Here is a 26,713-nt window from a genome sequence, read left to right on the forward strand (position 1 = left end):
AGCTCGCCATGCAGCGAAAGCGCTTGATTCGGATCGATCCGCTCGGTGGCGTTGCCGGTGACATGATGGTCGCCGCGCTGCTGGATGCGTTTCCTGAACATGAACCGGCGCTGGCGGACTCGCTGGCGTGTTTGCGCTTGCCGGCCGCGGTGAACTGGCGTGTCGAGCCGGGGACGTTTGCGGGATTTCAAGGCAAACGGTTCCGCGTCGAGGCCGCAAGCGAACGGGCGGCCCATAGCCACCATCATTATCCCGATCTCGTCGAGCGCATCGGCCATTGCGGGCTGCCGCAGGGTGTTGCACGCCGAGCGCTGGATATCTATGCGCTGCTGGCGGATGCCGAGGCGACCGTTCACGGGACGACCCGCGAACAGGTGGCGTTCCATGAGGTCGGCGCCTGGGACTCGGTGATCGATGTCGTGGCGGTTGCCACGCTGCTTGAGGCCATCGGGGAAACCAAGTGGTTGTGCGGTTCTCTCCCCTTGGGGAGTGGCCAGGTGCCTACCGATCACGGCTGGGTGCCGGTGCCGGCACCCGCGACGGCCCAGCTTCTTGACGGGATGCCGGTGCATGACGATGGGCTCGGCGGGGAGCGCATCACCCCGACCGGGGCGGCCATTCTGCGCCATCTCGACTGTCGTTTCGATACCCGCTGCAGTGGACGACTGCGCGATACCGGCATGGGATTCGGCACGCGGGAACTGCCTGACCGGGCCAATGCCCTGCGTTTGCTGGTGCTCGAGGCGACGGCCAACGACGCCGGATGCGTACATGACCGGGTCATTCGGGCAACCTTCGATATCGATGACCAGACACCGGAAGACATCGCGATTGCCGTCGATATCCTGCGTGACACGGCCGGTGTGCTGGATGTCACGCTGGCGACCCGGGCAGCGAAAAAGGGGCGGGTCGGTTTTCAGGTCGAACTGCTGGCGCAGCCCGAGTGTTTCGACGACATCCTGGCGGCGTGTTTTCGCCAGACCACGACGCTCGGCATTCGCTATCACGAGATCGAGCGCGCGCTGCTGACCAGAGAACATGGCGAAGCCACTACCAGCCAGGGACAGGTCCGCATCAAGACGGCATCCCGGCCATCCGGTGCTACCCGTAAAGCCGAGGCGGATGACATCGCTCGACTGCGGGAGTCTCAACAGCGTCGACAGCAGGTCAGGCGTGAAGCCGAACAGGCAGGGGAGGAGCCGTGATGTGCGTACCCGCCGCACTGCATGATGCCTTGCAGACACCCGAAATGCTGGTCATAGCCGTCAGCGGTGGCGTGGATAGCCTGACCCTGGCAGCGGCCGCCCGTCGGGTCCGGGGCCGGGAGAACGTGACGCTCTGCCATGCGCTGTCGCCGGCCGTGCCGGGGGATGCCTCAGCCCGGGTCCGGCGGCTTGCCGGCCAATGGCAGTTGCAGCTCGAGGTCATCGATGCGGGGGAGTTCGACGATCCCGATTATCTCCGTAATCCCGTCAATCGCTGTTATTACTGCAAGACTCACCTGTACCACACGATGTCGCGCCTGCAGGCGCATTTCCAGGGGACGTCCCTGACGATGGCCTCGGGAACCAATACTGACGACCTGGGTGATTATCGTCCCGGTCTGATCGCCGCGAGCGAGCATGGGGTGTTCCATCCATTCGTGGATGCGGGTATGGACAAGGCTGCGGTTCGCGCGCTGGCGCACTCGTTGGGTCTGACCGATATCGCGCGTCTACCCGCCGCGCCCTGTCTGTCGAGCCGTGTCGAGACGGGGCTGGCGGTCGAGGCCGATACGCTGCTGATGGTGGATGCGATCGAAAAATCGGTACGTGACCGGCTGGGCAACATCACGGTGCGGTGCCGCGTTCGTCATTCGGAATACTGCATCGAGCTGGGCGACGCATCGTTCGAATCGCTGAGCCCGGCCATGCAGCGGCAATTGCTGTCTCAGGCCAGACGCATCATGGCGGATCATGGGCGTGAAGCGCCCGTTACCCTGGAAGCCTATCAACAAGGGAGCGCTTTTCTGCATGGCTGATGAACAGATTGTCCGTTTCGATCGCAATCGAGCCTCTCGTATCGGGTTGGAGGAGGCGGTCTTTGCGCAATCCAAGACGCCGGATCGCATTGCCGCGATCGTCGATGAGGCCGTCGCGGAGGAGCGCCGCTTGCTCATTACCCGCATCAGCCAGCAGTGCTGGGAGGCCCAACCTGCGCACATTCAGCAGATTCTCGATTATGACTCGCTGTCCAGCACGGCCGTGTTGGGTGACATGCCGTCCCCTCGGGATGCGCCGGCCATCGCCATCGTCACGGCCGGTACGGCGGATGCGCGAGTCGCTGCCGAAGCGCGGCGCACGCTCGAATATAACGGCTATGCCGTCGATGTGGTCAGCGACGTGGGCGTGGCCGGCCTGTGGCGGCTGCTCGACCATGTCGAGCGGCTGGAGGCCGTCCCCATCAAGCTGGTGTTCGCCGGCATGGACGCTGCCTTGCCCAGTGTCGTCGCCGGCCTGGTATCGGGAAGCATCATCGCGGTACCGACGTCGGTGGGCTATGGCGTCGCTGACGGTGGTCGAGCAGCCCTGGATTCGGCGTTGTCCAGCTGTGCTCCGGGCGTGACCGTGGTGAATATCGATAACGGATACGGGGCGGCCTGTGCCGCCATCCGGATTCTAGGAAGCCAGTCGTGATCATCGACAATAACAAACCCAAGGAGACGCTATGCCTGCCACCTTACCCAAGAACCGCTTCAAGTCGTTGTTGAACGAACAGGCGCAGATCGGTATATGGAGCACCTTGTGTTCCAACATCGTGATCGACGCCCTGAGCGATTCCGGATTCGATTGGGTGCTGTTGGACACCGAGCATTCACCGAATGAACTCCCCAATGTCGTGACACAACTGCAGGCGTTGGCGGGAACCCAGACCGCGGCTGTCGTACGCCCGGCCTGGAACGATCCGGTTCTCATCAAGCGCTTTCTCGACATCGGGGCGCAGACCTTGCTGATTCCCTTCGTGCAGACGGCGGAAGAGGCCGAACGCGCGGTCGCGGCAGTTCGCTATCCCAACCAGGGTATCCGCGGCGTGGCTGCTGCCCATCGTGCCAACCGCTATGGCCGCGTGCCTGACTATGTCCACCGGGCCAATGACGAGCTGTGCCTGATCGTGCAGGTCGAGACGTCGAGCGCGATCGACAATATTCCCGCCATTGCCGCGGTGGAAGGGGTCGATGCCATTTTCATCGGTCCTTCCGATCTCGCCGCCGACCTGGGGCATATCGGTGAAGCCGGACATGTCGACGTGCAACGGGAGATCGCCAGGGGCCTGGCACTGTGCAGTGAGCACCGACTGCCGGCGGGCATCCTCGCGCCCGTGCAGGAACAGGCGGAACAATGGCTCGATGCCGGCTTTGCGTTCATTGCGGTGGCCTCGGACATGGGGCTGTTGACTCGCCAGGCCGATGCCAGGGCGGATCATTTCAAGGCCTTGGTTGCCAATCGTTAAGCCGTTCGCTACCGCGTAGATCTTCTATCAAGAGAACGGCATCACTGTCATCTCATTCATCATATGAATGATAAGCAGACGAGTTGAATGTCGCGTCTCCTAGCTGTTTCAGGACATGTCATGACGATCAACAACAGAAAACGCCCCGATACCTTACGGAGTGCCCGCTGGTATGCGCCCGACGACCTGCGTTCCTTCGGTCATCGCTCGCGGGCCATGCAGATGGGCCGGGAACCGAGTGATTGGGAAGCCCGGCCGCAGATTGCCATCATCAATACCTGGTCCGATATCAATCCCTGCCATGCGCATTTCAAGCACCGCGTAGACGATGTCCGTCGTGGGATTCTCGAAGCCGGCGGTTTTCCTATCGAGCTACCCGCGCTCTCTCTCGCCGAGAACTTCGTGAAACCGACCACCATGCTGTATCGCAACATGCTGGCCATGGAAGTCGAGGAGCTACTGCGCTCGCACCCCGTGGACGGCGTGGTGTTGATGGGGGGGTGCGACAAGACCACGCCGGGCTTGGTATTGGGTGCGGTCAGTGCAGGACTCCCTGCGATTTTCGTGCCGGCCGGCCCGATGCTGCGTGGCAATTGGCAGGGCAATGTCCTGGGCAGTGGCTCGGATGCCTGGAAGTATTGGGATGAACGCCGCGCCGGCAACATCTCGCGTGACGAGTGGATCGCCATTGAAGGCGGGATTGCCCGTTCCTATGGCCACTGCATGACGATGGGAACGGCCAGCACCATGACCGCGATAGCTGAAGCCATGGGCCTGACGTTGCCGGCGGCCAGTTCGATTCCCGCCGCAGATGCCAACCATATACGCATGTGTGCGGCCTCGGGGCGTCGAGTCGTCGCCATGGTCTGGGAAGACCTGACCCCGGATCGAATCATCACGCCGGCGGCGGTCAACAATGCCGTCACCGTCGCCATGGCGACGGGATGTTCGACGAATGCGGTCATCCACTTGATTGCCATGGCCCGCCGCGCGGGCATCGACATGACGCTGGATGATTTCGATCAGGCCAGCCGTGATATTCCCGTCATCGCCAATGTGCGACCGAGCGGCGAGCACTATCTCATGGAGGACTTTTACTACGCGGGGGGTCTACGTGCGTTGATGACCCGTCTGACCGATTATCTGGCGCTCGACGCCTTGACGGTGGCCGGTGAGCCCCTGGGCGAGACGTTGCAGGGTGCCGAAGTCTACAACGATGAGGTGATACGCCCCTTGTCGAATCCGGTGTATCGGGAAGGGTCACTGGCGGTATTGCGTGGCAATCTGGCTCCCGATGGGTGCGTGATCAAGCCCGCCGCCTGCGACCCCAGGTTTCATGACCATACGGGGCCTGCCCTGGTATTCGATAGTTACCCCGAAATGAAGGCGGCCATCGACGACGACGATCTGGATGTCACGGCCGACCATGTGATGGTGCTTCGCAACGTGGGGCCCTTGGGAGGGCCGGGGATGCCCGAGTGGGGCATGCTGCCGATTCCGACCAAGCTCGTTAAGCAGGGCGTGCGCGACATGCTGCGCCTTTCCGATGCCCGCATGAGCGGTACGAGTTATGGCGCCTGCATGCTGCACGCCGCCCCCGAAGCGGCGGCCGGCGGGCCGTTGGCGCTGTTGAGAACCGGCGACATGGTCCACGTCGATATTGCGCAGCGGCGTCTTTCCATGGATGTCTCGGACGAGGAACTGGCGCGTCGCCGCGCTGAATGGACGCCCCCCAGGCCGGCCTTCGCCCGAGGCTATGGCTGGATGTTTGCGCAACACATCAAACAGGCGAACGAAGGCTGTGACTTCGACTTTCTGGAGACCGATTTCGGTCCTGCCGTGGGCGAGCCCGATATTTATTAAGGAGCACGAACGTCATGTCAGAAACGACCCTTACGACACAGACACGCGAAAAGCTGATGGGCGTCAGTACGGCCACCTTGAGTACGGCGCTATTCAAGCGTGGGTTGCGCAATCAGTTCATTCAGGAGGTAAGCCCTCTCGATCCCGAGAAACCCAATATGGTGGGAGAGGCGTTCACGCTCCGGTATATCCCCGCCAGGGAGGATCTCAACCCCATCACGGTCTTCCAGGATCCTGACCATCCTCAACGCGCCGCCGTCGAGCAGTGTCCTGCCGGCGGGGTGATGGTCATCGACAGTCGACGCGATCCTCGCGCGGCGTCGGCGGGATCCATCCTCATTTCACGAATGATGGTGCGGGGAGTGGCCGGTGTCGTGACGGACGGCGGTTTTCGCGACTCGCCGGAGATCGCCGGACTGGAGATTCCGGCGTATCACCAGCGTCCGTCCGCGCCGACCAACCTGACGCTCCACCAGGCGATCGGCATCAATGTGCCGATCGGTTGCGGCGATGTCCCTGTCTTCCCCGGCGATGTCATCGTCGGAGACAGTGAGGGAGTGATTGTCATACCGGCACATCTCGCCGATGAAATCGCTGATGAGGCCGTTGAAATGACAGCATTTGAAGACTTCGTCACGGAAGAGGTCCTGGCCGGTCGATCCATCATCGGTCTGTACCCACCGACGAAGCAGCAGAGCAAGGATGATTTTGCGGCCTGGCGACAACGTCAGGGCCGATAAGCACCACCGACGTTTGCCGAGGGCCGCATCGGTCCCGTGTTAATGCATTGATGATGAATCAGGAGGTAGCTATGTCGCGGCTTGTCAACGAAGCGGCCAGGGTGGGACTGGCACTGGGTGCCGTGGTTCTCGTGTGGTCGGGTAGCGTTCACGCCCATCCGGGACATGACGTCGTCGGCGGTGGGTTTGGGGCAGGGCTGACCCATCCGCTGTTTGGACTCGATCATTTGGTGGCAATGATGGCGATCGGCGTCTGGAGTCTCAATCAACGTCCGACGTGTCGGGCGGTGATCCCTCTGTTGGCTGCTTGCGGCATGCTGCTTGGTGCCGTCGTTGCGTGGGGAGGCTTACTCTTGCCGGGGATTGAATTCGGTATCGTCATGTCGGTCCTGCTGATGGGGATGCTGGTTACCACGCTCTGCAGGGCACCGACAATGCTGGGCGCCCCGATGGTCGTGCTTTTCCTGTTTTTCCATGGCCAGGCACATGGGGCGGAAATGCCGGCGGGGATAGCGCCGTTGGCCTATTTAGCCGGCTTTACTGTCGCCACGTTATTGATCATCTACACGGCCCGTTGGGTTGGCCAGCGGCTGATGTCACACGACAAACGCCTCGTACAACTGCTGGGTGCTCTCATCACGACCGGCGGTGCGTTCCTGACACTCAGCTAAGATGAAAAGCGGAATCGCGACTGAAGTCGCTCCTACCAAACCGGTGCCACCAGGATAGGCGGTTAGGGGGGCTGGTGGGAAATGGGATGGACCCGTCCCTATGCCATCGAGCCCTGGCAGTGATGGGTACCGATTCGATAAGGAGAACGTCATGTCCCAGCAACATGGAGACGTCTGGTCTCCGGTGATCACTCCCTTCGGCGCCGATCTGGCGCCGGATGAGCGGCGATTCGTGTCGCATTGCCGCTGGCTTGCCTCGCATGGTGTCGGGCTTGCGGTGTTCGGTACCAACTCCGAAGCCAATTCGCTGACGGTGGCGGAGAAGCAGGGGCTATTGAATGCCCTGGTCGAGGGTGGGATCGATCCCGCCCGTTTGATGCCCGGTACCGGGCACTGCGCGATTGGCGACAGCGTGACACTAACGCACGAGGCCCTGACGGCGGGCTGTGCGGGCGTATTGATGCTACCGCCTTTCTACTACAAGGGAGTCAGCGACGAGGGGCTGTTTCGCTACTACAGCGAGGTCATCGAGCGGGTAGGGGATGCACGGCTGCAAGTCTATCTCTATCACATTCCGCCCGTCGCCCAGGTGCCGCTGTCGTTGGCACTGATCGAGCGACTGCGCGATGCCTTCCCCGGCACCATCGCCGGGATCAAGGACAGCGGCGGGGATTGGGAACATACCCAGGCCCTTATCGATCGCTTCGGCGATGGCGACTTCGCCATCTATGCCGGCAGTGAGCGCTTCTTGCTGGATACCTTGCGAGCCGGCGGCGCCGGTTGTATCAGTGCTACCGCCAACGTCAATCCTGGCGCCATCGCCGGCCTGGCCGCGAACTGGCAGGCCGGGGATGCCGATCAGCGGCAGCAGGCACTCAACGTGCTGCGCGACCTGTTCGAGAGCTATCCCTTGATTCCCGCCATGAAAGCGGCGACGGCGCACTTCTCCGGGGCAGCAGATTGGCGACGCGTACGACCGCCGCTGGTCGAGTTGGACGAGTCGCGCTCCGCAGAACTCGTCGCCTCATTGGACGCCTTGGGATTTCGCATGGAGGGGCTGGAGAAGACCAATCATGGATGAGGCGTTGATGGAATCTTGTTTAAAGATTGAGATACTGCCTGCTGACTATACATTGGCTAGCTGAGATTACCCGTTGCAAGGAGGCATGCATGATCTCGTCATGGAGGATCTTTATTGATTGCGTGAGAGAGCCTTTTAAAAGACAGACTCCCAGCGAGATCGTTTCATGCCATCAGCCGATCAGTGATCCCAGCTTTACGTTACTGCTCGCCATGCAGCGGAGCCTCTCTCCAAGACCTCAAAGTTTCTTTGGTTTTCTGGCCTGGCATACGGTCGTGGTACTTGCCTCGTTGGTTGTCGTCATGGCCTGTTTATGGCTGTTTGGGAATTGGCTCATGTCGCTCCCTGGAGCCAATATCGCCCTCCTGATGTATGTGATTTTTCTGTATCTCTATGGTATCTGGATGATGTTGGTGCCTATATGGCAGGGAGCTAGTGCCATCATCGATCCATGCAACGACCTGTTGCAGGAACAGGATAAGCGGTTAGCGAAATCGATGGAGATGATCGCCAAGCTGGACAGCATGGTCTTTCCCAGTGCGCGATTGAGGCTGGCATATTTGACCTCGTTGATGAGAAGGCTATCTCGTCAGCAGCAGGTGATTCGGGGCATCGTATTAGGATCTCCGCTTCTGGGCATTCTCATTGATCACTTGGCGGGAACCGAGTGGGAACAGCTATTTGACACGCCACTGATGCTGTACCCCGCTTGTTTCATGATCGGTATACTCATTGGCTGGATACGCATGTATTCGGTATTGAGAGAATTATCCGATTTGCAGTTTGCTCTGGCGCACTGTCGCCATATTGGAAGTCAGTGCGAGGGTGCCCATGCGGGAGAGAACAGCCAGTAGGCCGTTGCGCCGAGGCTGCCGGATGTGCCGCTGTGGGTGCCTGACGGCACTAATCGCGACTGAAGTCGCTCCTACAGAACCTGTGTCCCGGGATCGGGGGGTGTGGGGGCGTAGGAGCGGTTTCAACCGCGATGCAGGGCGATGAGCCCTGCCTGGGTGGTACGGTCAATCGCGACTGAAGTCGCACTTACATCTGATGTGACGGAGGTTGGGCATATCTATGCAGCAGGCTTCGGGGTGGCAGCGGGTTAACGGTTGGGGTGTGGTGGCCATTGCCGCACTCCTGGTCACGCTTCCCTTGCTGTTGGAGGGGGTGTTGCTGTTGCTGCTGCCCGGGCTGGTGCTGGGGCTGTCGTTCCATGCCAGGTCGCTGTGGCTTGATCGGGATGATGGGAAGCTGGTGACGGCACTGGTCGTATTCGGGGCGGTGTGGCTGGCGGATGTCGGTTGGCGGGGCGAGGGCCTGATGCCCTGGTCGATGGCGCTCTGGCCACTGTGGGCGGTGGCCGGTCTGGTGTGGTTGCGCCGGTTCTGTCCGCCATTTCGTTACTGGTATTTCGGGATCGTGGCGGGTGCCTCGGGGGCCGGTGTGGTGGCGGTGATCGAGCGGTTGCTCGGGGCGGAGCGCGCCGGTGGGCATATCAATGCGATTCCGTTCGGTAATCTGTCGTTGCTGTTGGCGGCGATGTCAGTGGTGCTGGCACTGATGACACTGGAGAACGGGCGGTACCGATCATCTCGATGGCATCTGGTGGCTGCGGTGCTGGCCACGGTATGGGCGCTGGTGGCGATGGTGCTGTCGGGCACACGTGGAGCCTGGGTCGCCGTACCGGTGATGGGGCTCGTGATTGTATTAGCCTACCGTCGTAGTCTGTTCCGGTTGATTAATCCCTGGCTGGTGGCCGGGGTCCTGGTGGTGTGTTGCATCGTGGTGTTAGTCGCGCCTGTGGGAGTCATGCCACGCTTGCTGGAATTGGCCCAGGAGGTCGGTGCTTATCACCGTACCGGCGAGGCGGATACGTCATACGGAGCACGTGTCGAGATGTGGCGAACGGCCTGGCTGCTGTTCCAGTCTTCACCTTGGCTGGGTTGGGGGGAGGGGGATCTCATCGCCGGACGTGACATGTTGATCGCCGGCGCGTCGGTGTCACCGGCGATTCACTATTACGACCAACTCCACAGCGATATTCTCGATACGCTGGCGCGACGGGGCATCGTCGGCGGTCTCGGCCTTGCCATGGTGTATGGCGTCCCGGCATGGCTTTTCATTCGCTATCGGCGGCATGCGTGTCCCGAAGTAAAGGCGTTGATGGTATCCGGCATACTTCTGGTGATTGCCTTTCTAATTTTCGGTATGAGTCAGTCCATGCTACGCGATTCCAGAGGTCTCATTGCCTACCTGGGATTTCTGGCAATCTTATGGGCACTGTTGCAACGACGAGTGTCATTGTTACAAAAAGAAACTGATCGTTAATCTCGCTATACACCCCACTTCGATGCCTGACTTGTATAGAGGTATCGATTGGTTTGTTTTAATATTTCTTTTTAAATCAGTAAATTACACTTTTATTGATTTTCTTAGTCCTCTCTCGATAAAAAGCATTAGAAAATCCCTCCGTGCAGAAACCCCGACTATATGTAATCTTATGTAGTGCAGGGAGTTTTATTGTAACTAAGTGTATTAATCCCTTGTCGCATCGATATCGTTGCGATGGAAAGCGTTGTGCGGCTTGAGAGAATGCCGAGGTAACTCTGGGGCGGTAGCGTGGGTAAAGCATCGTTGATAACGAAAACAATAGGTACCGGTATGTTGATGCAGGGTGGACGTCACTGGTTGGGAGTTATCGCGCTATCAGCCGGCATCAGTGGCTGTGCAATGGCGCCTGGAGGGCATATCGATTATGAAACGGAATCCGTCTCGTTGGATGGCCTGGTCGATATCGAGCCGATTACGCCGGAGTTGGTCTCCGAGTACCGGGCCCGCCTGAACGGGAGCATTGCCAGCCCGATATCGCCGGCACTCAGTGCGGCGGTCACCGAGTACGAGTATCTGGTCGGGCCGGGCGATATCCTCAGCATTGTGGTCTATGACCATCCGGAGTTGACCATTCCCGCGGGTGGCGAAAGAAGCGCTGCCGAGGCGGGCAATGTCGTCCATCCCGATGGAACCCTCTTCTATCCCTATATCGGCCGGGTCGAGGTCGAGGGTATGACGGTCGAGGCGGTTCGCGACTTGTTGACTCGCCGGTTGTCCGAATACATCAACGACCCGCAGATCGAGGTGACCGTCGCTGACTATCGTGCCAAGAAGGTCTATGTCAGTGGCGCGGTCGGTTCGCCGGGCACCATTCCCATTACCAATGTGCCGTTGACGGCCATGGATGCCATCAGTCTGTCCGGTGGCATCAGCGGTGAAGGTAATTGGCATGAGGTGACGCTGACCCGCGATGACGAAGAGGAAGTTCTCTCCTTGTACGACATGATGCAGCGGGGCGACCGGACACAGAACCGGCTGCTTCAGGACGGCGATATTCTGCATGTACCGACGCGGGAGAACCAGAACGTGGCAGTGCTCGGGCAGGTGCGCGCGCCGGGCAACCTCAATCTGGGCAATGAGCGGATAACGTTGACCGATGCATTGGCCCGGGCCGGCGGCGTGGTGGAAGAGCGGGCCGAGCCGACGGGGATTTTCGTGATCCGCACCCACCGCGATGCCAGTGACAAGGTGGCCACGGTCTATCAGCTCGATATCAGCAATGCGGTGGCGCTGGCGATGGGTACCCGGTTCCCGCTGGAACCGCAGGATATCATTTACGTGACATCGGCGCCGCTGGCTCGCTGGAATACCGTCATCAGCCTGCTGTTGCCCTCCGTCAACCTACCGGGGTCGGTCGTGAATACCACCACGGACGTGAACGATCTGTGACATCGATGTTCGATTCGATTCTGGTGGTGTGCAGCGGCAATCTCTGTCGCAGTCCGGTGGCGACCGCCTTGTTGCAAGCCCGCCTTCCCGGTCGGGTGATCCACTCGGCCGGGTTGAATGCCAACCTGCAAGAGGGGCTGGGTGTGGCAAGTACGGCCAGGGAGTTGGCCGAGGCGGATGGACTGGGTGTACACCACCATCGTTCGCGATCGTTACGCAGGGAATGGCTGGAAAACGTCGATCTGGTGCTAGTGATGACCGAATCACAGCGGTTGGCGATCGGCGACATGGCCCCGGAAGCCACCGGCCGGACTTTCCTGTTCGGGCGCTGGCTCGAAGGGGGCGGCCCGCAGGGTGTGGAAATCCCCGATCCTTACCGCAAAAGCCGCGAAGCCTATGCCTATGTGCATCAGTTGCTCGTGAGGGCAGCCGACGAGTGGTATCACCGGCTGATATGACAGCCGCAGGGAACAACCAATGACACAAATGCCCTACCTTCCCCATAGAGAACCGTCCTCTTCCGGCGGCAGCGATATCGATTTCGGTCGCTTGTTCGGCATGCTGCTGGATCACAAGTGGTTCATCATCCTCGTCACGGCGTTGTTCTTCGTTGGTGGCGTCGTCTATGCCGCACTGTCCACGCCAATCTACCAGGGTGATGCGCTGGTCCAGGTCGAGCGCCGCTCTTCGGTCAGTCCGTTGGGTGATCTGGACTCCATCATGGGCAATGAAGAGGCCAACACCTCGGCGGAAGTCGAGATACTGCGCTCACGGATGGTGCTGGGCAAAGTGGTCGATCGAACCGGGCTCGATACGCTGGTGATTCCCGAGCGGGTGCCGTATATCGGTGATTACGTACGCCGCAACGGTATTGCCCGGCCCGAGCCGTTTTCGGTGCCGTACCTCTCGCAGTGGGGTATCGATGAGATCGACCTTCCCGACTTGCTGGGGATCGATACGGCGGCCTGGGGTGGCGAGAATGTGAGAGTCGGGCGCTTCGATGTCGAAGCATCGTTGCGGGGGTATCCCTTTACCCTCCGGGTCGAGGATGGTGACAGTTACTCGCTCGTTCAGGGGGAACGGACGATCGGCCAGGGGCGCGTCGGTGACAATGTCACGTTCCTTGATGGCGATATGCACCTGCGGGTGTCGGAGATCACTGCGCCGGCCGGAGTGGAGTTTACCCTGGTCAAACAGACTCGCGCGGTGGCGGCCGGGTCGCTGGGGGCACGTCTTGGTGTGAGCGAGCAGGGCGCGAGTGGCGGTAGCAGCACCGGCATGTTGCGACTGCGCCTGACGGGTACTGACCGGGCCGAGATCCAGGATTCGCTCGATGCAATCAGTGAGGCCTTCCTGATGCAGAATGTCGAGCGTCAGTCCGCGCAGGCGGATCAGAGTCTCGAATTTCTGGAAGAGCAGACGCCGGAACTACGGACCAAGCTGAATGAGGCTGAAGAGCGGCTGAATCAGTATCGGGTCGACACCAATAGTGTCGATCTCAATTCGGAATCGCAGTCCGTGGTCAATCAGATGATTGCCGTCGAGCAACAGCTCAGTGATCTCGAGTTGCAGGAAGCCGAGCTGGCGCAGCGCTTCACGGGCAATCATCCCTCCTACCGGGCACTGGGACGTCAACGAGCCCACCTGCAGGAGGAGCGCGAAGAGCTCAATCAGCGGATCGACAGTCTGCCGGCGGCCCAGCAGGAAGTCGTGCGGCTGACCCGGGATGTCGAGGTGACCCAGGCGATCTATGTCAACCTGCTCAATCGCGCTCAGGAATTGCAGGTGGCCAAGGCCGGCACGATCGGCAATGTGCGAATCATCGATGATACCGTGGTCGGCGCCGGTCCGATTGCCCCGAATAAGCCGGTGATCGTCATGCTGGCGACTGTCATGGGTGGTTTCCTGTCAGTGGCGTTCGTCCTGGCGCGCGGGTTTCTCAACCGCGGCGTGGAAAACCCCGAACAACTTGAGGAACTTGGACTGCCGGTCTATGCGACCGTGCCGTTGTCCGACGCCCAGACCAAACTGGTCAAACGCATCAAGCATCGGCGTGACAAGAAGAGTCGAGCGGTCATCGGTGGGTTGCTGGCATCGACGAACCCGACTGATACCGCCATCGAGGCCATGCGAGGCCTGCGTACCAGCCTACACTTCGCCATGCTGGACGCTATCAATAACAGCATCATGATCACCGGCCCGAGTCCGAATGTCGGCAAGAGCTTTCTGTCGGCCAATCTTGGGGCGGTCTGTGCCCAGGCCGAACAGCGGGTGCTGGTCATCGATGCCGATATGCGCAAGGGACACATTCACCATATCTTCGGCGACAAGCCCGATAACGGGTTGTCGGATGTCCTGTCGGGCAGATGCCATTGGCAGAAAGCCATCCGTTATACCTCGATCGAAGGGCTCTGTTATCTGTCGCGGGGTGTGGTCCCTCCCAATCCGTCGGAGCTGTTGATGCAGGAGCGGTTTTCACGCTTCCTGCAGAGTGTCAGCCCCGAGTTCGATCTTGTGATCATCGATACGCCGCCGATTCTGGCCGTCACCGATGCCGCGATTGTCGGCAAGCAGGTCGGAACGACGTTGATGGTCGCACGCTTCCAGTTGAATCCTCCCCGTGAAGTGAACATTGCCCTCAAGCGCCTCGAAAACGCCGGTGTCGAGGTCAAGGGCTGCATCATGAACGCCCTCGAGAACAAGGCGGCCGCCAGCTACGGCTACGGGTACTACCATTACACCTACTCCTGAGTCCACGCATGTTCCACCAACTCAAGGAACTCTACACGTTGCTGACCCGCGAGCAGCGCCGCAAGCTCAAGGCGTTGCAGTTGTTGGTAGTGATCATGTCGTTCACCGAAATCGCCAGCGTCGTCTCGATCGGGCCGTTCATGGCGCTGGTGGGTGATATTGAACAACTTCAGGGCAATGGCTGGTTGGCGGAGATCTATCAGTTCAGCGGTGCGGCAACACCCGAAGACTTCCTGTTCATGACGGGCATCATCGTCCTACTGTTGCTGGTGGTGGCCGGGCTGTTCTCCATGTACACGACCTGGCGTTTGTCTCTCTATGGAACCTATGTAGGTACGGAGATCTCCAGTCGACTCTACCGGTACTACATGCATCAACCCTGGCTGTTTCATACCACGGGTAGCAGCAGCTACCTGACCAAGCAGATCGCACAGGAGTGTCAGCGTGTCATCAACGGCATCATCACCCCGGTCATGGAGATGAACGCCAAGTTGTTGATGGCCAGCATGATGTCGGTGGCGATCTTTATCTACAATCCGGTCGTGGCACTGATTGCACTGGTACTATTCGGTGTTTCGTACTACGTCTTGTATAAGACGGTACGCAAGAAACTGATCGATAATGGCCGAGACATTTCGGAGGCTCAGAATCAGCGTTATCGACTGATGGCGGAAGGATTCGGCGGTATCAAGGATGTGTTGTTGCTGGGTCGGCAACGTCTATTTACTTCACAGTTCAATAGGACAAGCCGGCATCTAGCATATGCCATGGGCACCAATCAGGCGCTACGACAGGTACCTCGGTATGCCATGGAGATAGTCGCCTTCGGTGCGGTGATCTTTCTGGTGTTGTATCTGTTGAGATCCCATCAGGGCAACCTGGGAAGCATCCTGCCAGTATTGTCGGTGTATGCCCTGGCGGGGTTCAAACTGCTTCCTGCCTTTCAGCAAACCTATGCCAGCATTTCCACCATTCGCGGCAACCTGTCGGCGTATGAGACGGTTCGGGATGATTTGTGGGCCAGTCGTGAGGGATATGTACCTGACGATTTCGCCACCTCCCGGGGAAGTGATGCGTCGACTGACCCCGTATTGATACCTGAGCACGACATTGTGCTTGAAAACATCGCGTTTCATTATCCAAACAAGCTGGAACCGGCATTGAAAGGCCTGTCCTTGACGATACCCGTCAATGAAGTCGTTGGACTGGTAGGCGCATCGGGATCGGGTAAATCCACTATCATCGATCTGCTGCTGGGCTTGATCGATCCCGATCCGGGTGAAGTCCTCATCGATGGTCAGCCTCTAACTCGCGATATCAAGCGTGCCTGGCAGAATTCGGTCGGTTTCGTGTCACAAAACATCTTCCTGGCCGATGCCAGTATTCGGCGCAATATCGCCTTTGGCTTGCCTGATGATCTGATAGATGAGGCGCGCGTCAAGCGGGCGGTTGAACTCTCGCACTTGAGTGAGTTGGTCGATGAGTTGGAAGAAGGGCTCGATACCCGGGTGGGGGAGCGCGGCATTCAACTGTCCGGCGGACAGCGTCAGCGTATCGGCATTGCCCGCGCACTTTACCACGATGCCAGCGTATTGATCCTGGATGAAGCGACCAGTGCGCTCGATGGCATCACCGAAAAGATCATCATGGATGCCATTCACGATTTCTCCGGCAGCAAGACCATCGTACTGGTGGCTCACCGGCTGGCGACCGTGAAGCAGTGCGATCGTATCTATCTGATCAGCCGCGGTCGGGTCGTCGACCAGGGCGATTACGACAGCCTGATGCAGGATAACGACACCTTCCGCCGTATGGCGCAGCACGCCTGATTACACCATTCCCCTCTGACGTTTCCGGATGGACGACGCATGGATTTGACGAACAGAACGATTCTGGTGACCGGTGCCGATGGTTTCATCGGCTCGCATCTGGTGGAGACACTGGTCAGGCGGGGCCATTCGGTCAGGGCGTTCGTGATGTACAACGCCTTCAATTCCTGGGGCTGGCTGGATCAGAGTGAACCGGATATTCGGGAAGCGGTCGACGTGTTTGCGGGCGACATTCGCGATCCGCATGGCGTCCGAAAGGCGATGACAGGCTGCGATGTCGTACTGCACCTGGCGGCGTTGATCGCGATTCCGTATTCCTACCATTCGCCCGATACGTACATCGATACCAACATCAAGGGAGCGCTCAACGTACTGCAGGCAGCACGGGAGCTTGGCGTCGAGCGAGTGGTGCATACCTCGACCAGTGAAGTGTATGGCACGGCGCTCAGTGTGCCGATCGACGAGTCGCATCCATTGCAGGGGCAATCTCCCTACTCGGCGTCCAAGATTGGTGCCGACCAACTGGCGCTGTCGTTTCATCGCTCGTTTGCTACCCCGGTGGCGCTGATTCGACCGTTCAATACCTATGGCCCGCGCCAGTCCGCGCGGGCGGTGATTCCTACCATCATCACGCAACTGGCCGCCGGCAGCCGACGACTGCGGTTGGGCTCGCTGCATCCGACCCGCGACTTCAGCTATGTCGACGATACGGTGGCCGGTTTCATCAAGGTGGCCGAGTGTGACGACGCGGTGGGGCAGGCCATCAATGTCGGTAGTGGTTTCGAAATCAGTATTGGCGAGACGGCCAGATTGATTGCCGATCTGATGGGCCGCGAAGTGGCTATCGAATCCGACGATCAGCGGCTGCGCCCCGAAAAGAGCGAGGTCGAGCGGCTCTGGGCCGATACACGCCGCGCGGTATCCTGGCTGGGCCATGTGCCGACCTATGCTGGCGAGGACGGATTGAGTCGGGGGCTCGAGAAGACGATTGCGTGGTTCACGCAGACCGACAATCTGTCCCGCTACAAAGCCGACCATTACAACCTGTGATGGTTCCTCTCAAGATGATCTGCACGATAAAGGTGACAACTGGTGTGTGACTTCGTGGTGCTTGGGGGAGGAGGGCATGCCCGGGTCATCATCCACGGGCTGCAGTCTCTTGGTCATCAGGTCTGCGGTTACACCGCGCTGGAGAATGTTGGTGCGCTGCGGGGTGTGCCGTATCTGGGCAGCGATATGCTGTTGGCCGAGCTGAAACCGCAATTGCCCGAGTATGCCGCGCTGGGCATTGGCAAGGTGGTTCCCGATTCGCTTCGTAGCGGGTTGATGGACCGGCTGTTCAGACTCGGCTTCCGGCTGCCCGCTCTGATAATGCGGTACGCAGTCGTGCATGACGATGTCGATCTCGGCGAGGGATCGGTGATCCTGGATGGGGCGATCGTGGTTTCCGGCAGCCGACTTGGCCGGGCGTGCATCATCAATACACACGCCAGTGTCGATCATGATTGTGTCATCGGTGACGACGTACATATCGCTCCCGGGGGGACGTTGAGTGGTGGTGTCGTGGTCGGGAACCGCTGCATGATCGGGACCGGAGCCAAGCTGATTCACGGGGTGCGGTTGTGTGACGACTGCCTGATCGGCGCTGGCTCGACGGTCACGCGCAATATCGATGTTCCCGGTACCTATGTCGGGACACCTGCCAGGAGACTCCCTTGAACGATCTGGATAGCACCTTCGTGATCGCCGAAGCTGGTGTCAATCACAATGGCTCGATCGAGTTGGCCCTCGATCTGATCGAGACAGCCAAGCGCTGCGGGGCCGATGCCGTGAAATTCCAGGCTTTCCGGACGGATCGGTTGGTCACCCGGCAAGCCGGCAAGGCAGCGTATCAGCAACGAACGTCGCCGGAAGCGGAAACCCAGTACGCGATGCTCGAGTCACTGGAATTGTCCGAGGCACAATTCGCACTGATTAGTGATCGGTGCGCAACGCTGGGGATCGAATTCATGGCGAGCCCGTTCGACGAAGCGAGCGCCTCGCTACTCGATGACATGGGGATGCGTCGCTTCAAGATTCCCTCCGGTGAGATCACTAATCTGCCGCTTCTGGCACATATCGGTGCCTTCGCCAAGCCGGTCATCCTGTCGACCGGGATGTGTCACCTGGCGGACGTGGAACCGGCCTTGTACCGACTGTTGGATGCCGGCGCTGCGGATGTGACGCTGCTGCACTGCGTGACGGAGTATCCGGCGCCCTATGACGAGATCAATCTGACGGCGATGGATACGCTGGCTCGGGCGTTCGGCGTCAAGGTGGGCTATTCCGATCATACTCAGGGAACCGAGATTTCACTGGCGGCTGTCGCCATGGGAGCGGTGGTGCTGGAAAAACACTTCACTCTCGATACGACCATGCCCGGGCCGGATCACGCCGCTTCGCTGGCCCCCGATGACTTTCAGCGCATGGTGGAAGGCATTCGTCATATAGAGATGGCGCGAGGCGACGGCCGCAAGCGACCCGCTCCCTGCGAACAAGCGAATGCCAGCGTGGTGCGCAAGAGTATCGTCGTCAACCGCCCCCTGGCAGCAGGAGATGTCATTACGGAAGCGCATGTCACCGTGAAGCGACCTGGTTGCGGTATGGCGCCCAGCTTGCTCGGAGCGGTGATCGGGCGGCAGGTGGCCAGGCCGTTGGCAGTCGATGAGTTGCTCGATTGGCAGGATCTGTCGTGAGCCGTCGTCGTCTTTGGGTGCTGACATCTACACGGGCCGATTACGGATTGTTGTATTGGTTGTTACGGGAGATCGATGGTGATGACGATCTGGAACTGCAACTCGCGGTGACGGGGTCTCATCTGTCAGCCGAGTTTGGTGAAACGGTCAAGGATATCGAGCGGGATGGTTTTCACGTGTATCGCCGCATGGAAATCCTGCTCTCCTCGGATACCCGGATTGCCATGACCAAGGCCATGGGGCTGGCGATGCTGTCCTGTGGTGAGGCTCTGGCCGAGGACCGGCCGGATATGGTGGTTCTGCTGGGTGACCGATTCGAGATCGTGCCGGTGGCATTGGCGGCCGTGACTCACGGGGTTCCCGTGGCGCATTTGCACGGCGGTGAGACGAGCCGTGGGGCACTGGATGACTACTTTCGCCATGCCGTGACCAAGCTGGCCAGCCTGCATTTTCCTGCCACTGAGACCTACCGCCGACGGATTCTGCAAATGGGAGAAAGTCCGGAAAGGGTCTACAACTACGGTGCGCCAGGCCTGGATCACCTTCATCGCAGTGAACCGGTATCGCGTGAGGCCCTATCCGAGGTACTGGAACTGTCGCTCGACCGTCCCACCGCGATCGTGACTTACCATCCCGTCACGATCGAGTCGGATCGTGCAACGGCGTCACCGGTATCCGCGCTGTTGGCGGCTCTCGATGCTCGCCCCGATCTTCAGGTCGTCTTTTCCAAGGCGAATGCCGATGCCAGAGGACGTGCCATCAATACGGTGCTGGCGCAGTGGTGTGAGGCGCATCCGGAACGCAGCCGTCTTTTCGACAATCTGGGCCAACGGCTCTATCACGCCTGTCTGCATCATCTGGACCTGATGATCGGCAACTCCTCGAGCGGCCTGGTGGAAGCGCCGTCGTTCCGGCTGCCGGTCGTCAACGTGGGCAGTCGTCAGGAAGGCCGGCTGTTGGCCGACAATGTGATTTCGGTCGCCGATACCGTTGCGGCCATTTCACAGGGGATCGGCCAGGCGTTGGATCCGGCATTCCAGGCGAGTATCGCCGAGATGAGCAATCCCTATGACCATTTTGGCGATGGCAGCGCGTCGCGGCGGATCAAGGACGTTCTGAAACAGATACCGCTGGATGTCGCATTGATGAAAAAAGGGTTCGTCGACATGCCCGGGATAGCGGCACATGACTGAGCGAGGGGATACGATGACAGGCCTTGATGCACTAATGATCGATGCACAGCGCAAGGTACTGGATGCGTTGCATCAATTGGAGGAGACGCGGCGCAAGATTCTCTTCGTGATCGACGAGGAGCAACGTCTGGCAGGTAGCCTGACGGATGGGGATGTCAGACGCTGGATTCTCGGCGGTGGCAATCTGGACAGTGTCGTCGGTGACGTTTGTAATCGCGTTCCTCTCTCGGTAGATCCGCATGCCACTCTGGACGTGATCCGACAGCTCATGTCGACGCACAAGATCCATTCCGTGCCGGTCTTGGATGTTCAGGGCAAGATCGTCGACATTCTCTTTCAGGAAAATGTATGCCAGGACGCCACCATCGAGCCACATCGAGCGCCACTGGCCATGCCGGTGGTGGTGATGGCTGGCGGCAAGGGGACCCGGCTGGCTCCGTTTACCAGCGTGCTGCCCAAGCCCTTGATTCCGGTGGGCGAGAAAACCGCCATCGAGGTGATCCTCGATTCATTCGTCGAGCACGGCGTTGATGATTTCTACTTGTCGGTGAATTACAAGTCGAAACTGATACAGGCCTATTTCGAAGAGCTGGACCCGCCTTATCGCCTCAGCTATGTCCATGAGGACCAGCCGCTGGGGACGGGAGGAGGGCTGCATGCCCTGATCGGCAGGTTCGACGGTGATCTGATCGTGACCAACTGCGATGTCATAATCAAGGCCGATTACCACGCGCTGGTGGAGCATCATCGCGACGAGGGCAACGACATTACCATGGTGGTATCGCTACGCCATTACGATATTCCCTATGGGATTTGCGATATCGTCGATAACGGACAGTTGTGTTCGATGCGCGAGAAACCGCATTACAACTTCCTGGTCAATACGGGGCTTTATGTCCTTCACGCCTCTGTACTCGAGTTGATTCCTGAAAACCGGTTCTACCATCTCACCGACCTGATCGATGATGTGAAAGCCCAGGGTGGCCGGGTTGGTGTCTATCCCATCAGCGATAAAGCGTGGCTGGATACCGGTGAGTGGCAGCAGTACTGCGAGACCATGGCACAACTGCGTTCCTGACGCCGTGTCGCTACCTTTCCCATTGATTTCTGGTTCCCCCTCATGATCGACAGTCATCGTGTCATTGCCATGATTCCCGCCCGAGGCGGCAGCAAGAGCATCCCCGGCAAGAACATCCGCCTGCTTGGTGACAAGCCATTGATGGCCTGGGCGGTGGAAACGGCCTTGAGCGTCGATGAAATCGATCGTGTCATCGTGTCTACGGACAGTGAGGCGATTGCCGAGGTGGCGAGGATGTATGGGGCGGAGGTTTATGAGCGTCCCGGCCACTTGGCGACGGATACGGCCTTGGTACTTGAAACGGTTCGCGATTTGATGGGTCGGTTACGCGCGCGAGGAGAGTCCGCGCTCTATGGGGTTCTCTTGGAGCCGACCGCGCCGTTTCGGCGCCCGGAGGATATCCGGGCTTGTTTACAACGTTTGCACGAGGAAGGCCTCGATTCCGTGGCGACCTTCAAACCTGTGGATCTCAATCCACACCGGGCCTGGCGTTTGGAAAACGGGGAGCCTCAGCCGTTCATAGATGGCAGCATTCCTTGGTTACCTCGGCAGCAACTTCCAGAAGCGTATCAGTTGAGTGGCGAGGTGTACGCTTTCCGTGTCGCTAGTCTCGATTTGACACAGCAGGGGATGCTGTTCGGTCGGATGGGAGCAGTGGTCGTCGACGGTAAGTCTTCATTGGATATCGATGATGAGCACGATTTCCGTCTCGCAGAGTGGATGATCAGGGAGGAGCGGCATGAATCGATCACTGCATGACTTGTTTGACCTGTCCGGGCGCACGGCACTGATAACAGGAGGAGCCGGCCATCTTGGCAGTGCCATGGCGGAAGCTCTGGCCGAGCAAGGAGCCAATGTGGTGCTGGCTAGCCGCGACGTCGCCCATTGCGACGATGTGCTCAGGCAGCTTCGCGACCTGGCACCGGATAGCCGTCACCTGGTGTTGCCGCTGGATGTCACTGACCGGTCTTCGGTGCAACGCTGTGCAGAGACACTTCGTGAGCATTCTGGACGACTCGATATCCTCGTCAACAATGCCTGGTCAGGCAAGAAGAACAGCTGGCAGAGCATCGACGAAGATGACTGGTATCACGATGTCGATATCAGTCTCAACTCGGTGTTTCGGATGGTGAAGGAGTGTTATCCGTTGCTCAAGGAAAGCTCGGGATGCATCGTCAATATCGCCTCGATGTATGGTCATGTCGCCCCCGACTATCGGCTCTACGAGGGCACGGATCACGCCAATCCGCCCAGCTACGGGGCAGCCAAGGCCGGAGTGCTCCAGTTCACGCGCTACCTCGCCAGTTTTCTCTCTCCCGATGCGATTCGTGTCAATGCCATTAGTCCGGGGGCCTTCCCGCATGCCATCACCCAGGAGAATCGAGCATTCATGCAGCGCCTGGAGAACAAGGCGCCGGCGGGCCGGCTCGGTCATCCCCAGGATTTGAAAGGAGCTATTGCGCTTCTCGCCAGCGATGCCGGTGCCTACATGACTGGACAGAACCTGTGTGTCGATGGCGGATGGTCGGTCTGGTGAGGAACACTGGGATGAACGTCTGTCTGGTCAACGATACGTCCGATGATCCTAACTGGGGAGCCATCGCGACGTCTCAGGCGATGCGTGAGTTGATCCATGAGGCGGGTGGATCAGTGACCTCCACCTTGTATCAATACCGTATCGGTTCTCCGCAACCGGACGATACGGTTGACACCGCTGAGTCAACGTCAGTCGATGGTGACAGAAAGAGCGTGGCTGATATCGCGCCATGCGAGTGGGAAGCGTTCGACGAATGCGCGGCGCGCGTCCTGGATGGGGAGTGGTTTCCAGCGATCTATGGGGCATTGAGCGAATGCGATGTCGTACTGATCAACGGTGAGGGGTGTATCTACGACCGAACGCGCCAGAGCCGCATGATCTACTTCATCGCTTATCTCGCCAAATGCTATCTGGGCAAACCCTCGGCCATCGTCAACCACAGTATCGTGATGAACGATCCCGTGTTGGTGGAAATTGCCGCGAATGTCTACCCGTATCTCGACGATATCGTCTTTCGCGAACCGGATTCGGCAATCGTCTGTCCCGGCGTGTCAGGGCATGTGGGGGCGGATGCCGCCTATATCCATTCGCCGAGACCGCTAGCGGCGTGGAACGGCACCTACGGTGACGGTTTTGATCCCGAACGGCCCTATGCATGTCTCGGCGGTGGGTCGGTATTTTTCCGTGGATTACGACCCGGGCACGATCCCTTGCCGGGTGTCATGCAGTTGTGCGAGCGATTGCGGGACGCTGTCGGGCAGATCGTGCTGACGGCCTCTTCCCACAAGGATTTGAGCCTCATGACTCCCGTGTCGAGAGAGCTCGGTCTGCCGCTGATCGATATCGATAACTGTGTGCAAGAGGCGGTCGATGTGCTGGGCCATGCCGGGGTCTATGTCGGAGCACGATGGCACCCCGGTATTTTCGCGCATCGCGGCGGAACCCCGGTGATCGCCTGGACGGAGCATACGCCCAAGATGACGGCATTTCTCAAGCAGGCCGAATTGTCACAACGACCGTTCGATCCGTTTCTCATCGGGGAACAACTCGACGATATCGTAATGCTGGCGACCACTTACCTGGACGCAGGCGACGAACTCCGGGATCGACTGCGCGCCGGTGCGCAACGGCTGGAATACAAGACGCGTGACAATGTTCGTCTGCTCGGTTGAACACCAGTTTTTCTCTCAATAGCCCTGAAAGCAGGTTATTTCCATGGTCACACGAGTCGGTATGCTAGGCGTGAGCGAAGGTAACGGTCACCCCTTTTCGTTCGCCACGATCATCAACGGTTACCGTGGTCACGGTCTTAAAGAGGCCGGTTGGCCGGGAATCGATGACTATGTGCGCCGCCGCCATGACTCGGAGTTTGGGGTCGGCGATATGCGTGTGACTCATGCCTGGACGCAGGAGAGCGAACAAACGTCAGTCCTGTGTGAAGCTACCGGCATTCCCAATGCGATGAAATCGGTCAGGGACATGATCGGTGAGGTGGATGCCGTAATCATTGCTCGTGATGATCCCGAGAGTCATCGAGAACTGGCGATCCCCTTTCTGGAGGCCGGTATCCCGGTGTTCATCGACAAACCCCTGACGCTGGATCCCGATGACTTGAGAGATTTTCTCCCTTATCTCCAGCAGGGAAAGCTGATGTCGTGCTCGGGCATGCGCTATGCGAAGGAACTGGATGCCATTCGTGACGGCCAGGTGGAGCATGGCGATCTGAAAGTCGTACGCGGCACGATCGTCAAGGATTGGGCCCGCTATGGCATCCATCTGCTGGACGCGATCCTGCCGCTGTTACCGGCCCGCCCGCTGGCAGTGACACCGTTGCCGGGTCGGCACGAGTCGGTGCTGGTCACCTTGGCGGATGGTTTGAGCCTGACTCTGGATGCGCTGGGAGACGCGCCGGCCACCTTTCGTATCGAATTGATGGGAAGTCGAGCCATTAGCCGAGTCGACATAGCCGATAACTTTTCGATGTTTCGTCGTACGCTCTGGGAGTTCCAGCGCATGATCGTCGATCGACGCCCCCCGATTCCGGTGACGACGACCCTCGACTCCGTGCTCACCCTGATCGCCGGGCAACGGGCGCTATCCACTCGCAAGGAGGTTGCACTGGATGACTTCGACCTATCGTGACCTGTTCGATCTGAGCGGTCGTGTCGCCATCGTCACTGGAGGGGCCGGCATCCTGGGGCGTCATTTCTGTCTAGGGTTGGCTGAGCATGGCGCCAATGTCGTCGTGGCCGATGTGGATGGCGGGGCGGCGGAGGCCTATGCCGGTGAGCTGGAAAGCAAGACGGGCGTGTCCTGTATCGGCATGGCGTGTGATGTGGCTTGCGAGTCGTCGGTGGAACGCCTGGCGGCAGCCACTCTGGAACATTTCGGCAGGATCGATGTGCTGCACAACAATGCGGCGAGTAAATCCGACGATCTCGAGGCATTCTTCGCACCGGTCGAAGAGTACAGTCTAGCCGAGTGGCGCAAGATCATGGCGGTCAATCTGGATGGGGTCTTCCTGGTCTCCCGGACGGTCGGCAAGCGCATGATCGAGCTGGGCCGGGGTGGCAGCATCATTCATACTGGCTCCATCTACGGGCATCTGGGCAGCGACTCACGTATCTACGAAGGGTCGGAGTATCTGGGAACGGCGATCAACACGCCACCCGTCTATGCGGCGTCCAAAGCCGGTGTCGCGGGTTTGGCGCGCTATCTGGCCACTCAGTGGGCCACTCACGGCATTCGTGTCAATACGCTGGTGCCGGGCGGTGTGGAAAGCGGCCAGAACGATATCTTTCAGTCGCGCTATTCGCAGCGAGTGCCGCTGGGGCGCATGGCGCAAGTCGGCGATCTGGTCGGGGCGTCGATCTATCTCGCCTCGGAAGCCTCTCGTTACGTTACCGGCCAATCGCTGTTCGTCGATGGTGGTTTGAGCGCCTGGTAACCCTTTCTCGTGCAGGAGCAATCAGCATGTCGCAGCCGTTGACCATCGTGATGTACCACTATGTCCGTCCGTTGCGGGACTCGCGTTACCCGTCCTTGAAAGCCCTGGACGTGCAAGACTTCGCAGGACAGCTCGATTATCTCCAGCAGCATTATTGTGTCGTGCGGATGGAAGACGTCATCGCTTCGGCCAAGGGAGAGGCTTCGCTTCCCGAGAACGCTGCACTGCTGACCTTCGATGATGGCTACCGTGATCATTACGACCATGTCTTTCCGTTATTGGTGGAGCGGGGCCTTCAGGGCAGCTTCTTCCCGCCTGCCAGTGCGATCAGGGAACGTCGGATGCTTGATGTCAATAAGATCCACTTCGTGCTTGCGTCGGTCGATGATCATGCCCCGTTGGTCGATGCCGTATTCCGTTTCCTGGACACCTACCGCGAGAGATACGGGCTCGAGAGTAACGAGACCTATTACCAACGTCACTGCAAGGAAAGTCGCTACGACGGCCCTGAGGTGACCTTCATCAAGCGGCTGCTGCAAAAGGGGCTGCCAGAAGCGCTGAGAGCCGAGCTGGTCGATGCACTCTTTCACCGTTTCGTGACGGACGATGAAAGCGCATTCGCCGACGAGCTTTATATGAGCGTAGAAGAACTTCGCAAACTCCATGAGGGCGGCATGTACCTCGGTAGCCATGGTGACCGCCATGAATGGTTGAACACGTTGCCCGGTGAAGCGCAGCAACGGGAAATCGATGCCAGCTTGTCGTTTCTCGCCGAGTTGGGAATCCAGAGTGATGACTGGGTCATGTGCTATCCATACGGCGGATACAATGACTCGCTGTTGGCAGTATTGCGTGATCGAGGCTGTGCATTGGGACTGACCGTCGAGGTAGGGGTGGCGGACTTAACTAAAAATGACTCATTGTTGCTCCCTCGGCTGGACACTAACGACTTGCCCATCGACGGTGAGGCATTGCCGAATAACGGGACGTGTAGCGCTATTACGACTTACAGCTAGTTG

25 protein-coding genes are annotated in these 26,713 nt (G+C 59.3%); all 25 read left to right on the forward strand.

All coding sequences use genetic code 11. The features are described from left to right. The first annotated feature begins 8 nt into the window (after nt 1–8). The 25 genes from larC to FVV99_RS16190 all read left to right on the forward strand — a co-directional run bounded on the left by larC (nt 9) and on the right by FVV99_RS16190 (nt 26,710). Complete coding sequence (larC, locus tag FVV99_RS16070; RefSeq protein ID WP_161599017.1) at nt 9–1,205, forward strand: nickel pincer cofactor biosynthesis protein LarC; 1,197 nt, start codon at nt 9–11, stop codon at nt 1,203–1,205. Further along, a complete protein-coding gene (locus FVV99_RS16075) occupies nt 1,205–2,020 on the forward strand; it encodes an adenine nucleotide alpha-hydrolase family protein (RefSeq protein WP_236645441.1) in 816 nt (271 codons plus the stop codon). The genes larC and FVV99_RS16075 overlap by 1 nt, the downstream gene beginning before the upstream one ends. Continuing rightward, nucleotides 2,013–2,675, forward strand: coding sequence for a nickel pincer cofactor biosynthesis protein LarB (larB, locus tag FVV99_RS16080; RefSeq protein ID WP_148255152.1), 663 nt, complete (start codon nt 2,013–2,015; stop codon nt 2,673–2,675). Before FVV99_RS16075 ends, larB begins: the two co-directional genes overlap by 8 nt. A 31-nt stretch (nt 2,676–2,706) precedes the next feature. Continuing rightward, nucleotides 2,707–3,489 (forward strand): HpcH/HpaI aldolase family protein, encoded by a 783-nt coding sequence (locus FVV99_RS16085; protein ID WP_148255153.1) that lies wholly within the window; start codon nt 2,707–2,709, stop codon nt 3,487–3,489. A gap of 120 nt (nt 3,490–3,609) precedes the next feature. Next, a complete protein-coding gene (gene araD / locus FVV99_RS16090; protein WP_201745127.1) occupies nt 3,610–5,352 on the forward strand; it encodes an L-arabinonate dehydratase in 1,743 nt (580 codons plus the stop codon). 14 nt (nt 5,353–5,366) lie between these two features. Beyond that, nucleotides 5,367–6,092: a ribonuclease activity regulator RraA gene (locus FVV99_RS16095; protein WP_148255154.1), complete on the forward strand. Its 726-nt coding sequence runs from the start codon at nt 5,367–5,369 to the stop codon at nt 6,090–6,092. A gap of 71 nt (nt 6,093–6,163) precedes the next feature. Beyond that, a complete protein-coding gene (locus tag FVV99_RS16100) occupies nt 6,164–6,763 on the forward strand; it encodes a HupE/UreJ family protein (RefSeq protein ID WP_148255155.1) in 600 nt (199 codons plus the stop codon). 151 nt (nt 6,764–6,914) lie between these two features. Further along, nucleotides 6,915–7,844, forward strand: a complete 930-nt coding sequence (locus FVV99_RS16105; RefSeq protein ID WP_148255156.1) for a dihydrodipicolinate synthase family protein — start codon at nt 6,915–6,917, stop codon at nt 7,842–7,844. A gap of 335 nt (nt 7,845–8,179) precedes the next feature. Continuing rightward, nucleotides 8,180–8,698: a hypothetical protein gene (locus FVV99_RS16110; RefSeq protein WP_148255157.1), complete on the forward strand. Its 519-nt coding sequence runs from the start codon at nt 8,180–8,182 to the stop codon at nt 8,696–8,698. Nucleotides 8,699–8,918: 220 nt separating this feature from the next. Then, nucleotides 8,919–10,172 carry an O-antigen ligase family protein gene (locus FVV99_RS16115; RefSeq protein ID WP_148255158.1) on the forward strand — a complete coding sequence of 418 codons (1,254 nt, stop codon included), beginning with the start codon at nt 8,919–8,921 and terminating at the stop codon, nt 10,170–10,172. Nucleotides 10,173–10,505: 333 nt separating this feature from the next. Continuing rightward, nucleotides 10,506–11,624 carry a polysaccharide export protein gene (locus tag FVV99_RS16120; RefSeq protein ID WP_148255159.1) on the forward strand — a complete coding sequence of 373 codons (1,119 nt, stop codon included), beginning with the start codon at nt 10,506–10,508 and terminating at the stop codon, nt 11,622–11,624. Nucleotides 11,625–11,629: 5 nt separating this feature from the next. Continuing rightward, complete coding sequence (locus FVV99_RS16125) at nt 11,630–12,082, forward strand: low molecular weight protein-tyrosine-phosphatase (RefSeq protein ID WP_148255160.1); 453 nt, start codon at nt 11,630–11,632, stop codon at nt 12,080–12,082. A gap of 19 nt (nt 12,083–12,101) precedes the next feature. Continuing rightward, entirely contained in the window at nt 12,102–14,375 is a 2,274-nt protein-coding gene (locus FVV99_RS16130) for a polysaccharide biosynthesis tyrosine autokinase (RefSeq protein ID WP_236645442.1), read from the forward strand. A gap of 8 nt (nt 14,376–14,383) precedes the next feature. Further along, the gene (locus tag FVV99_RS16135; protein WP_148255161.1) at nt 14,384–16,204 is read left to right on the forward strand and encodes an ABC transporter ATP-binding protein; all 1,821 of its coding nucleotides are present in this window, start codon (nt 14,384–14,386) and stop codon (nt 16,202–16,204) included. A 39-nt stretch (nt 16,205–16,243) separates the two neighbouring features. Then, entirely contained in the window at nt 16,244–17,254 is a 1,011-nt protein-coding gene (locus FVV99_RS16140; protein ID WP_148255162.1) for an NAD-dependent 4,6-dehydratase LegB, read from the forward strand. Between the two features lie 42 nt (nt 17,255–17,296). Next, nucleotides 17,297–17,923, forward strand: coding sequence for an acetyltransferase (locus FVV99_RS16145; protein ID WP_148255163.1), 627 nt, complete (start codon nt 17,297–17,299; stop codon nt 17,921–17,923). Beyond that, nucleotides 17,920–18,939 (forward strand): N-acetylneuraminate synthase, encoded by a 1,020-nt coding sequence (neuB, locus tag FVV99_RS16150; protein WP_201745128.1) that lies wholly within the window; start codon nt 17,920–17,922, stop codon nt 18,937–18,939. The genes FVV99_RS16145 and neuB overlap by 4 nt, the downstream gene beginning before the upstream one ends. Next, complete coding sequence (gene neuC, locus FVV99_RS16155) at nt 18,936–20,132, forward strand: UDP-N-acetylglucosamine 2-epimerase (protein WP_148255164.1); 1,197 nt, start codon at nt 18,936–18,938, stop codon at nt 20,130–20,132. Before neuB ends, neuC begins: the two co-directional genes overlap by 4 nt. After that, on the forward strand, nt 20,125–21,210 hold the full coding sequence (locus FVV99_RS16160) for a sugar phosphate nucleotidyltransferase (RefSeq protein ID WP_148255165.1): 1,086 nt from the start codon (nt 20,125–20,127) through the stop codon (nt 21,208–21,210). The genes neuC and FVV99_RS16160 overlap by 8 nt, the downstream gene beginning before the upstream one ends. Nucleotides 21,211–21,252: 42 nt before the next feature. Beyond that, nucleotides 21,253–21,969, forward strand: a complete 717-nt coding sequence (locus FVV99_RS16165; protein ID WP_148255166.1) for an acylneuraminate cytidylyltransferase family protein — start codon at nt 21,253–21,255, stop codon at nt 21,967–21,969. Then, nucleotides 21,950–22,747, forward strand: a complete 798-nt coding sequence (locus FVV99_RS16170; protein WP_148255167.1) for an SDR family NAD(P)-dependent oxidoreductase — start codon at nt 21,950–21,952, stop codon at nt 22,745–22,747. The genes FVV99_RS16165 and FVV99_RS16170 overlap by 20 nt, the downstream gene beginning before the upstream one ends. An 11-nt stretch (nt 22,748–22,758) precedes the next feature. Next, on the forward strand, nt 22,759–23,919 hold the full coding sequence (locus FVV99_RS16175) for a polysaccharide pyruvyl transferase family protein (RefSeq protein ID WP_161599018.1): 1,161 nt from the start codon (nt 22,759–22,761) through the stop codon (nt 23,917–23,919). A 43-nt stretch (nt 23,920–23,962) separates the two neighbouring features. Beyond that, a complete protein-coding gene (locus tag FVV99_RS16180) occupies nt 23,963–24,889 on the forward strand; it encodes a Gfo/Idh/MocA family protein (RefSeq protein WP_148255169.1) in 927 nt (308 codons plus the stop codon). Beyond that, nucleotides 24,870–25,694 (forward strand): SDR family NAD(P)-dependent oxidoreductase, encoded by an 825-nt coding sequence (locus tag FVV99_RS16185; RefSeq protein WP_148255170.1) that lies wholly within the window; start codon nt 24,870–24,872, stop codon nt 25,692–25,694. The genes FVV99_RS16180 and FVV99_RS16185 overlap by 20 nt, the downstream gene beginning before the upstream one ends. Nucleotides 25,695–25,720: 26 nt before the next feature. After that, entirely contained in the window at nt 25,721–26,710 is a 990-nt protein-coding gene (locus FVV99_RS16190; RefSeq protein ID WP_148255171.1) for a polysaccharide deacetylase family protein, read from the forward strand. Nucleotides 26,711–26,713 lie beyond the last annotated feature (3 nt).

The organism is Aidingimonas lacisalsi (assembly GCF_008079445.1).
Lineage (GTDB): Bacteria > Pseudomonadota > Gammaproteobacteria > Pseudomonadales > Halomonadaceae > Aidingimonas > Aidingimonas lacisalsi.